Origin of the sequence: Pseudoalteromonas sp. bablab_jr010, from assembly GCF_016464105.1 — a bacterium.
Taxonomy (GTDB): domain Bacteria; phylum Pseudomonadota; class Gammaproteobacteria; order Enterobacterales; family Alteromonadaceae; genus Pseudoalteromonas; species Pseudoalteromonas simplex.
Genome location: NZ_JACDWV010000094.1, coordinates 20,680 through 31,967, shown reverse-complemented (window position 1 = coordinate 31,967; position 11,288 = coordinate 20,680). Strand labels below are relative to the sequence as shown.

Annotated in this window: 7 protein-coding genes; all 7 read left to right on the top strand. The window is 34.9% G+C overall.

Features of this window, described 5'->3' with window-relative positions; genetic code table 11:
• A partial coding sequence (locus tag JIG37_RS09865; protein ID WP_199529283.1) for an IS110 family transposase occupies window positions 1-497 on the top strand: 497 nt, incomplete at its 5' end.
• 2,175 nt (window positions 498-2,672) lie between these two features.
• Window positions 2,673-4,037 carry a site-specific integrase gene (locus tag JIG37_RS09860; RefSeq protein ID WP_199529282.1) on the top strand — a complete coding sequence of 455 codons (1,365 nt, stop codon included), beginning with the start codon at window positions 2,673-2,675 and terminating at the stop codon, window positions 4,035-4,037.
• Window positions 4,030-7,299, top strand: coding sequence for a hypothetical protein (locus tag JIG37_RS09855; RefSeq protein ID WP_199529281.1), 3,270 nt, complete (start codon window positions 4,030-4,032; stop codon window positions 7,297-7,299). Before JIG37_RS09860 ends, JIG37_RS09855 begins: the two co-directional genes overlap by 8 nt.
• On the top strand, window positions 7,292-7,978 hold the full coding sequence (locus JIG37_RS09850; protein ID WP_199529280.1) for a hypothetical protein: 687 nt from the start codon (window positions 7,292-7,294) through the stop codon (window positions 7,976-7,978). Before JIG37_RS09855 ends, JIG37_RS09850 begins: the two co-directional genes overlap by 8 nt.
• A complete protein-coding gene (locus JIG37_RS09845) occupies window positions 7,971-8,435 on the top strand; it encodes a hypothetical protein (RefSeq protein ID WP_199529279.1) in 465 nt (154 codons plus the stop codon). Before JIG37_RS09850 ends, JIG37_RS09845 begins: the two co-directional genes overlap by 8 nt.
• The gene (locus tag JIG37_RS09840; protein WP_199529278.1) at window positions 8,432-10,597 is read left to right on the top strand and encodes an AAA family ATPase; all 2,166 of its coding nucleotides are present in this window, start codon (window positions 8,432-8,434) and stop codon (window positions 10,595-10,597) included. The genes JIG37_RS09845 and JIG37_RS09840 overlap by 4 nt, the downstream gene beginning before the upstream one ends.
• A gap of 56 nt (window positions 10,598-10,653) precedes the next feature.
• Window positions 10,654-11,100, top strand: coding sequence for an antitoxin Xre/MbcA/ParS toxin-binding domain-containing protein (locus tag JIG37_RS09835; protein WP_199529277.1), 447 nt, complete (start codon window positions 10,654-10,656; stop codon window positions 11,098-11,100).
• Window positions 11,101-11,288 lie beyond the last annotated feature (188 nt).

The window sequence follows — 11,288 nt, the reverse complement described above, 5'->3', positions numbered from 1 at the left end:
CGCTATTGATTGCAGAGCTAACAACTCAATATGAATATTACAATCAACTAAATGTGTGGATTAAAGCTCAAGAAGATAAGTTATTAGCGTTAAATAAAGAAAACGATATAGCTAAGTTATTACAAACAATTCCAGGTGTTAGACCTATGACTGCATCATGCTGTATATCAGCAGTTGGTAGTCCACAGGATTTTGATAATGGACGTAATTTTGCCGCTTGGCTAGGGTTAGTTCCATTTCAATACTCAACGGGCGGTAAACCTAGAATGTTAGGTATTTCCAAGCGAGGGAATAAGGAACTGAGAGAGTTATTTATTCACGCTGCTCGTGCCGTTATGTGGCGGGATAAAACAGCGGAAAAGTTCTTTGGAACATGGTTGATAGATTTAAAATGTCGAAAGCCATTTAATGTCGCACTTGTTGCTTTAGCAAATAAAATAGCAAGAATAGCTTGGTCTGTAATGACCAAGAAGAAGCCCTTTGAAATTAGAGTTTAAGTCAGTTTGCATATGATAATTAATGATGACAAAACGGTTAGACCACCAGATTGAAGACCTTGTGGACATTTCAGTGTGGACATTTCAGTAAGATAAAGTACTTTCTCATTTTTGAGGACAATCTGGCGCAGATCTCATCGTAGAGCTGGGACTAATGAAAGTCTCTAATAGACTCTGAATACATTAGCGCAAACCATCTCCGTTATTTTTAGTTATTAACTTGCAAAACGGGGCGTACCATACATTTTGTCCAAACATGAGATAGAGCACAAAAAAGTTAAAGAAATTTAACTCCTTTGTATTGATTAATAAATAAACGCCCTCATAATGATACTACTTGGAATGCGGGAATAATCTCATACTATTGGGAAGCGTTAGTTTCCGTGGGGATAAAACCCTAACCCTTTGCGCGCTCATCCGTTCTTCGTGTCTTCGTATTCGTATTCGTATGACATGTATCAATGAATGACGTGCAGGCCGTTCGGTGAGAAACGAACGGTCTTGGAATCTAGAGGATAAAAACTGTTCTTTTCTCCCGTCCTTAAGTTACGCGTGAGACGGTGGCAATCGCCCCGGTAACCATGAGGATAAAGTTATGTCAGATATAGACGACCCAAGTAAAGAAGAACAGACCCGAATGAAGCGACGTAAAGTCCTTAAACATCTAGTCAAGCCATGTAAATGGCTTACTAAACTCTTGGCTTTCTATAGATTTTATAGGTGGGTTGAGGACCCGATAGGCAACTTTTTGGAGTGGCTCTTCGAGGGGGATGGCTCGGGACCTCTAGATAACTATATCGTTGGAGGAATAAAAACTGAGAACACGGAACCGTTATCCCAAAGAACAATCACCCTTATATAGATTACAGGCAAAAAAGAAGTTAGCCGAGTTACTCGGTATGGACCTTAAAACCTTACGGAGCTTATCCGAAAACGAAAATAACTTCCGAATATTCACTATTCAAAAGAATGGTAAAAGCCGAGAAGTACAAGTCCCGAAGTCAACCTTAGAGCAGGTCCACAAGAGGCTATTTAACCTCTTAAAGCGAATTGAAACTCCTGAATACCTACACTCAGGGGTCAAGAAAAGATCTCATATAACGAATGCCATGGCCCACGAAGAAGGCTCCGCGCTAGTCAAACTCGATATTAAGAAATATTACCTGTCAACGAACCGAGAAGCCGTCTATCAATTTTTCAGGTCCTGTTTATTCTGTTCACCTGACGTATCAAAAATAGTTACAAATCTAGCATGTGTTAATGACCATATCCCAACGGGGAGCCCTTTAAGTCAGATCTTAGCGTTCTTTTCGTCTTTGCCGATGTTCGAAAAAATAGGCGAGTTGTCCGCTACTAATCAGATAACCTTTACGGTCTATGTGGACGACTTAACCTTTTCAGGGAATACTGTCTCAGGGGCTTTTATATGGGAGGTTAAGAAGCTAATACACAGTTACGGTTATCAGTATCATAAAGAGTTTTCTCGACCTCCGGAAAAGACCAAGCTAGTGACAGGCGTCGCAATTAACGATAAAGGCTTACATGTCCAAAATAAGCACCATGAAGCGATCCACGAGTTATACGTCGAGTACATCGAAGGACGCCTAAAACCTGAAAACAAGGCGAAGCTACTCGGGATGTTAAGTTCCGCTTCTCAGGTTAGCAGACGTTACGAATCAATCTTTCGGCATTTATTAAGGTTGGAGAAATGATGAATGGTCGGTGAGCCAACTTCCTCTTGTTCAAAAGCGGGTTTGTCTAACTGTATCTTCACAAACAATAATGGTGAGCTAATTTGCTTACCTTTTCAATGTTATGAATTGAGAAGAGAGTTCTTAATTTTTAATACCTTCTCCCCCCCTCCCAATCTATAATTATCATTTTAAACTATAAAAAATCTGATCAATAACATGAAAATACTCTCTTAATTGGCTACTCATTAAAATAATTTCGAGAATTTTTTTACTCTAATCTCACTTACCTTTTCATCTAAGTTAACTAAATTACTTTATAAGCAGTTGTTTTGTTTTATATCTTAATTTTGTATTAATTAACTTCTTTAAAAAATCTGAAAATATCTTTTTTTGTCATAAATATTCTTTTTAATCAAAGGGTTGTAAATTTAAAAGTTGCTGTTATATTTCTTTTTGTCTTCTGTGTTGAGTAGAAATTAGAATGCTTCGTAAAAAATTTTATTTTATTGGAAATAAACTGGATGCTGTTGTGACAGATGAAAGTGGTACTGTTTATCCTTCAATTGCTTTGTATGCTCGTGATTTAAAAAGTCGAGGTTATTCATCAAGTACAATTAAAGTTTATCTTGAGCATATATTACGCTTTCTTAACTATTTACATCGTGCTTATGAAATAGAGTCAGTAAAGAGAATCATAACAGATTCTATTATTGAAGATATTATATATTCATATAATTCATACCTGACTTTCGGTGTTGATTCAGATATTGCACTGGCTAAAAAAATTGCTATAGAAAATAAAAAGAATAAAAATACAGCGTATTCTTCGATTTCAGTTATAAATGCAGCATTAACGAGTTTTATTCAATACTACGAATTAAAAATAGAGTCATTCGAAAACCCAAAAATCAGCAGAATACTCAAAATTCAATATCGTGATGTCACTACTTTTGAAGCAAAAAAAGTAAAGGAAAATAGTTTGCTCGGAGGTGTAATAGCTAAAAGCCCTGATAACCTTAAAAAAGTCAGGCTTGGTATTCTAAAGCGTGTCGTAGACCGGTCGAGAAAAAATGTCAGACACTTTCCTCTTGATTGTATCGCAAAGCTTATTGATGCTGCTACGAGTTACAGAGATAAGACTATATATGCATTCTTAGCAGCCTCAGGTTGTCGAGTCCACGAGTGTCTTCAGCTCACAATATCAGATATCAATCAAATGAATTATGAAGTTGAGCTAAACAGTCCTTGGGCAGATAAGAGCAGGCTAAAAGGGCTTTCAGAAAAAGAAGCCGAGCAACTTTGCTGGAAAGGTAGACAAACGAAAATGACATTTTTAATTGAACCCTTTAAGTCGATCTTTTTTAAAAATCTTGAGAAGTACCTCAGATATGAAAGAAATAATATGATGCCCCATAAATTTATTTTCCAAAACCAAAAGACGGGAAAACCTTATTTCTTATCAGATCGCAGTAGTCGAGAAAAACAATTTAAAAAGCACGCTAGTGTCTCTTGTGATGGAAATATTGAAGGTATTTCAATTCACTCTCTTAGACATAGCTACGGTGTATATACTTTGAATTATCTTCCACTGCCGCAAGGTGACTATGGCTTAAATATATCTTATGTAAAAATTTTAATGGGCCATGCTTCAATTAAATCAACCGAAATATATGCCAAAGCAGATCAGGATCTATTGTTAGCCCAAATTGCTTATGCGAATGAAGAAATGTTTTCGAGAGAAAAAATTAATATTCATGAAATCAGAATTAAATATCATGAAAAAGAATTAAAAAAACTAGAAAAGCTCCTACCCAAAAAAAATAATAAGGAGACTGTAAATGTTTAATGCTACTAATGAGTTAATTTTACTTTTATCTAATAAAGAGTTATCAGATGCTATTCATTTAGCTTTTAGAGATACTTTCAATGTTATACGGGGGGATCTGAAAGTTTCTGCTAGTTCTATTACGACGAAGACTAACAGCAGATGTGCAATTTACAAATTTTACCACAACCACGAGTTGAACTCAGAGCTATTTACTGAGCAATGGCTGCATGATGTATTTGCTATAAGTGATGAGCCTCAAGACTCAACCTCGTTAAATAGTTTTAGAAAGTTCTTGCCTTATATTCCTAATAGTAATCAAGCTGCATTTACCAAAGCTTTTTTTAAGCCGATTAAGTCTGGGCTGAGAGTTTTCTTTTATGCGCTTTATGCTAGAAAAGCTATTTTATTACCTACTTCATACGCATTCCCAAAATCAAGTAAAAACCGTATTTGGTTTGAGCATGCAATAGAGATCTATCCAGAGCTATTAGCGCTTTTCAGAAATTGCTTTATGAATAAATCTTCAAAAATTGATGACTTATCTGAATATTTACCAGATAGTGATAATACTTACTGTCGAGATTATGCATATAAGATTTTCATCGCGTCGACATGGTATACAATTGAAGATATCGATATTGATGAGGTAATCGCGTTTTCAAAAGCTATGTATCAAAAGAAAATCGATGATTCTGCATATCATTCACCGCATTATAGTCTACCGTTTCATCATGTATTAACAACTTTATATCGATATGCACCTGAACGATGTAACTTTGATATAGATAGAATTAGCTTTTTATTAAATACTAATCGCTCTCTCACAATTCATAACATCGATGATTTACTAAAAAATGATAACAATGAAAAAGCTTCGACTTGGATTGAGCTGCAAAGAGCATATTTGAAATATCGAAGTAGAAACTTTATGTCTACTGAACGCAATGATACAAGGGCGCTTGGCCTACTTAATAAATATTTATTTGTAGATTTATTTCAATCTGCTGGAGATAAAGCGGTACCTTCCTGTCCTATAGGTTTTAATCGAATTTTTATTGACGGAAACCAAGATTTTGGTGGAAATATCCCATCATTATTAACTAGCATCAAAGGTAATAATGGTGAATCATCGTATTACAATAACTTAAAATCAATTTCTTTATTTTTTGAGTGGCTCGAAGAGCAAAAAGGAAATGAGTATACATCCGGTTTCATTAACCCTATTTCAAAACTTGATTTTCCTCTCAGCAAAAAAAACAATAAGGGAACGAATAAGAAAATCTTTCCCTCTCGGTGTTTTGCTGCAATTCACTCACTTGTGCATGCACTATGTGAGTTCTTTTATTATTTAATTGACTCGGGAAAGTATGAAAGACAGTTATCGTATCAATTTTCATACTATGATACTCAAAAACTAGGCTTTACTCCCATTTACTATAACAGCGACGGCAAAATTATACCGATCAAAGCAATACCTTCTCGCCTACTAACAAATGTTGTCTCAAAGCGTGACGGTAAATTATATGATTACCCTTGTTTTCAAGGGTTATTTCTACTGGCTGTCGCATTAGAAACTGGACTAAGACATAGACATATCAGATGGCTAGATAGAGATACTTTCGATAAGCATTTAAAAGATGAGACTGATAGTGTTTTGTCTGAGTTAAATTTAGATTCTGATTTTATTGAAGTATCTACAGATAAGGTCAAAAAGTCTGGCTGGACACCTTTCGTCAGCTCGAGAGTTATTAAGCTTTTAAAGCGCTTGAAGTCTTTTCAAGACTCTCTTGATATTGTTGTCCCAGAGTTGGCGTACAACGGCTATAAAAATTCGCCCTACAAAAAAATTCGCCCATTGTTTCACTTGGCCTCTGTCGGCGATAGTAAGCCATTTAGTTATTCTAGAACTGTTACATTGTATCGCAATATTCAATTGTTTTTTGATTTACATGTTGCGATGAAAAAGGTTAATGCTAAGCCTCTTAACCCTTTGCCAGAATCCATGAGTACGTTTATTGATGAGTATAAGAATAATGAAGAGCTATACAGTGACTCTAAAAATCAAGATGACTTAAATTTTCTGGAAGAAATTGCTGTAGGTGATAACTTTGATCAACTCGAAAAAGATTTAATCAAAGATTCTTTTTCTTTAGCGACACATTATGAAACAGATTACACGCCCCACGGTACGCGATCATCTGTCATTAGTGAGAAAATTAAAGTACTGCCGCCTTGGGTTATTGCTGAGTTTATTTCTGGTCATGAATCTTTAGCAGTTTTACATCACTATGTGCAGCTCGATAAAGATGATGTTCTCGAAATATTAGAGAGTCAGTCACAAAGCTTGAGAAATGGCAATATTTCTACAAATGATGACCTGTTTAATTTTCAAAATACAAAAAGTATCGAAGTAAATACTAAGCTGAAAAAGGTTGTTGATACAGAACCGAGTCTAATTAGAGGGGTCTTCGGTGGTACTTCATTTAGTGAGGTTTCCGAATCAGGTAATGGAAAAGTTAAAAGTGGTATCAACTTAATTGATGTAACCCCAACTTCTAATATGTCTTTTATGTCTACGCATATTTGCCCATTTAATGGCCAATGTCCTGCGGACATTCTTTCTGATTGTGGTAAATATAAGTGTGGTCAATGTTATTACTCAATAAAAACAATAGATCATATGCCACGGATTTTAGCTGAAATACGCAAATTAAATAGTGAAGTGAAAAGTTATCAGACTCAAATTAATCTATTGAATAGTGAATCAGAGCGTGATGAATCAAGCATTGATAAACTAGATCGCGAAAAAAATGAAGTAGCAATGGAATTAGCTGCTTGGATTCATACTTACCAAATTTTGCAAATTAAGTACGATGAATTCATAAAAAGTGAAGAATCTCACTTGTCACATAGCAATTATGTTGTTGCTAAACCTTTTATGCTGCACAAGAGCTTTCTTAAAACAACTGAAGAGAGCCCACAGGCCACTGAATTTTTGTTAAGAATGAATGATGCAAAGATGTTTAAAGAGTATTTTACACCATCATTGAAAGCTGAAATTTTACATATTCGAAATCGAATACTCATAAACCAACAGAAATTTGCACAGCTTTTAGCAAATACTGAGTCATTTTGTCTAATCGATGAATTGCGAGGACTTGTCAGAGATATTGCAGAGAAGGAAGGGCTATCTAAGGATGAAGTAATTATTCATTTGAGAAAGCCATTTGAAAATAATAAGTTAAATGGCATCGGGCTGAGGCATCTACAAAATGGCTAGTGGGGCAAATAAGGGGACTAATAGATTCAAGACATCTGTTGATATTAGAGTGCAAAATCGAATAAGTAAGCTTAAGAATATATTAAGCACTTTAAAAAGCTCACATATTGTTTTTGATAACGTAAGTGCTTTGGCAAACTACACTGTAGCAACCTTTAATTCTATGATTGATATTGAAGAAGGTCAGGCAGCATCTACGCCAAAAAAAGGTGAAGGGAAAATAGATCGAACTACTCTGCTGAGAAAAAATGGAAAGTATCGATATTTACTTGATAGCTATTTTGTTAACTCAGAAAAACGTGATTTAACTTCACAGAATGTTCAGCTTTTAACTGAGCAGCTTGAGTTATTAAATCTTCGAAATGAAATTAAAGCTCTTAATAAATTTATTGATCTAAATTTAAATACTGATAGCCAAAACCTTGTTGCTTCGACAAAAAATAAGGGAAACTCAGCTATATTCGAAGATAATAATTATAACCACACGGAAGCCCTTGATGCTTGTCATAAAGTTATAATGTTTATCATTGAAGCTACCGAAGGATTACTAATTTTAGAAAACGAGGGGATAGCTAATGTTATACACCAAGGAAGAGATCGAACAGTTGTTGATTCCAAACTTTTAAAAAAAACTAAAATTAAAGACTCACAAGTATTCAAGGGGTATAGCAATGAATAAGGAAAGACTATCTCCTAACGTAAAGGCTAAAATAAATAGAGATAATTATGCGGCATATGTAGCAAATCTTTTGGCAACAAACACTAAATTTCCAGTTAATCAGTTTGGTGACGCTAATATTTCTCTTATTGCCAAAGAGTGCGGTTTTAAGAGAGGAGTGATTCAAAATAAAGAATCTTTAATGGGGCGACAATTTCAATCAGATTTGGAAAGGATTGGGACGGAGGTTTCTCCTACAAAAGAAACAGAATCTAAGCTTGAGGTTCAAGCTAAGAAGCTAACTCAAAATACATCAAAATTGGAAAAAGAATTAGAAAGAACCACTGCCGAAATTGAGCAGCTAAGAAAAGAGCTAGCATTAGCGCAAAAGGAAATCACCTTATTAATAAATCGCAAAGAAGAAAGTGAGTATAAATTTCAACACCTGCTCGAAACAGGCAGAAGAGCATTTTCATGAGAGGCTCCTTTAATGAAACAGTTCAAATCGGAAGTGTCTATGCAGGAAGTTTTGGTGGTGCAATTTTTACAGGAACAGTATTGGGACGAAAATATCCACTCAAGTTTCGCGCAAATTACAAAATACTGACTAGAACTCCAGAGTCAGGAGAATTTTGGTCCATAAAAGGTGAAATAATTCGCACAGAAAAGTATGGAAAGAATGTCATTGTCAGCGAATGCATAATAGTTCCACTTCCAGCAGATAATTACTTAAGTAGCCTTTTAATCAAACATCCTAATTTCAGAGGTATTCACTTAGGCCCTAAAAAAGTAAAACAATTAATAGAAAAAATAGGCTCCAGTCAGTTAGTTCGCTTATTGGATGCGGGTGATTACTCCGTTATTGCAAACACTATAGCCCTGCCTATAGCCAAAGCTCTTTGCTCTAAATGGAATCCCTTGCATGAAGAAATGAAACTTGCACACTTCCTCATGGAAAATCATTTAGATCCTTCTCTTGCGAAGAAAATAATTAAAGTCTGCAAATACAATTCTTTAGAGCGCATTCAGAGTAACCCTTATGGTTTATTAGCCTTCGGTTCAATTACAAAAAACTTCTGGAATGCAATTGATAAAACTGCGCTGCAACTTGGATTCTCCAATGAATCAATAGAGCGAAAAGTTGGGGCTGTTGAGTATGTTTTATATCAGCACTTGATGAATGGCGATACAGCTATGTCAGAGCATCATCTCCAATCAAACGTATCTAGTCTGATAGGCATAGGAAATAGTAAAAATGCGATTGATGAAGCATGTAAAGTCCGTGCCGTTTGCTTCTTTACAAAAGATAAAGAAAAGTACTTTCAAACAGCAGGTGTTGGATATATTGAAGCCCTGTTAGAAGAACAAATCAGTAATCTTAAAAAGCAAAGGTTGATAACACGAGTAAAAGTAAAAGAACTTGTGAGTGCAATTGAACTCTACAGTGTTCAAAATCACAGAGATGTTGGTTATCCGCTGACAAATGAACAGAAATCAGCAGTGAAAATGTCATTAACTAGCCGGATATCTGTTATCACTGGTTATGGTGGCACTGGTAAAACTACTGTACTGAAAGCTGTTGTTGATATTGCTGAACGATTTTCTCGAAACGTTTATATTCTTGCTCTAGCAGGCAAAGCCAAAGAGCGAGCTAGAGAAGCAACTGGACGTGATGATATAACTTTTACAATTCATGGCTTCATCAAACAATTAGCCAATGCTAATACAACTCTGCAAATGCATAAGCCGATCATTATAATTGATGAAGCTAGCATGGTTGATATTTCACTAGCCAGTAGACTTTTAAGACATTTAGAAAACACCAATTTTTCTTTACTGTTAGTAGGTGATACAGGTCAATTAAGCCCTGTTGGATTCGGTTTATTCTTTCACGTTTGTGTAGGCCGATTGCCAACTTCAAACTTAACGGAAGTTCACCGACAAACCCAAGGTAGCCCAATACATCAATTGTCAATGTCAATTCGCAATGGAGTTATCAGTAATATTCCGAAATGGAACAAAGAAGACGAAGGAGTATTTTTTGTTCCATGCGAGCCGAATCAAAAAGATCTTATAAAGAAAATAATTGAAATTTCTAAAACTCATATTGGTCAAGTTATCAGCCCTCATGCTTCTCATTCGATGATTGATAACACCAAAGCTATAAATCAGTCGATGCAGTTCGTGTGCAATCAAGGTGATGAAGATCAAAGCATCAAACTAGGTAGTAGTATTCTTAAAGAAAATGATCCCATAATTGTTACTTCCAATAATTACGAATTAGAGCTATTTAATGGAATGACAGGAAGTATCATTGGTGTTGAATTTCATGAAAATACAGAAAATATTATTGCAGAGTTTAATAATAGAGTTTATACGTTGTCTAAAGATCAATGCTTCGAGTTAGGGATTAATTTGGCGTATGCAATAACTATTCATAAATCTCAAGGTTCAGAGTATGACAATACTATTATTTGTTGTGTTAAAGAGTCTAAGCTTCTGGAGCGTAGTATGATTTATACTGCGCTAACTCGAAGCAAGAAACGTGCAATTTTTGTTGGTGAGTATGAGGTTTTCAAAAGAGCAATTAAGAAATTACCTCGTTCAGAAACGATCATTCATGGGTTTAATATTGATTAATATTTTCGATATGTCGCATATTCATTAATGATAATTTATTGGTAAAGGTAAAATAAATGAAGAATGTTAATTCTCGTTGCGAAAATATACCAGATTTCATTACTGTAATCTCGGATGGTAAATTAACAGCTAATTCAGATCCCTTTGCTGAAATTGCTTTCGTAGAACTAGGAGTCACTCCGAATGCTCTGAATGCTTTCGTCAACATTATTGGTTGGGAGATAAGAGCTTTTGCTGAGGCTATAGGTACAAAAGAGAGAAAATTAAGACTTAATATGGAGCATAGATTAGATAAACAAGTAAGTGAAAATTTAATGGAAATTGCGAAATTATGTGCTTTCGGGACTTCATACTTTGATAGCATAGATATTTGGAATCAATGGTTGAATACACCTCATATTCAATTTAATAGCCATAAACCATATTCAGTTATTCATACAATTCGTGGTCGTGAATTGATAAAAAGTGTTATTACTAAGCTGCGTTATGGCTTTACAGCATAAACGAATTTTATCTTCTCAAAAGCAGTAACCTTTCATATTAGACCTACTCTTTCCTTGATGTAACCTTTTGTCAATTCTATATTTTCATTACAACTTATTGTAAAAATATAATTGTTCATAGTGTTTGATAGCTAATCTATTAAAATTAATGTATCGATTTCATAAGCAAAGTGTGTTCAGATATTTTA

Excerpts from the sequence above, each read along its gene's own strand:
- JIG37_RS09850 (WP_199529280.1), top strand. The coding sequence starts at position 7,292 with ATGGCTAGTGGGGCAAATAAGGGGACTAATAGATTCAAGACATCTGTT.
- JIG37_RS09855 (WP_199529281.1), top strand. The coding sequence starts at position 4,030 with ATGTTTAATGCTACTAATGAGTTAATTTTACTTTTATCTAATAAAGAG.
- JIG37_RS09845 (WP_199529279.1), top strand. The coding sequence starts at position 7,971 with ATGAATAAGGAAAGACTATCTCCTAACGTAAAGGCTAAAATAAATAGA.
- JIG37_RS09840 (WP_199529278.1), top strand. The coding sequence starts at position 8,432 with ATGAGAGGCTCCTTTAATGAAACAGTTCAAATCGGAAGTGTCTATGCA.
- JIG37_RS09860 (WP_199529282.1), top strand. The coding sequence starts at position 2,673 with ATGCTTCGTAAAAAATTTTATTTTATTGGAAATAAACTGGATGCTGTT.
- JIG37_RS09835 (WP_199529277.1), top strand. The coding sequence starts at position 10,654 with ATGAAGAATGTTAATTCTCGTTGCGAAAATATACCAGATTTCATTACT.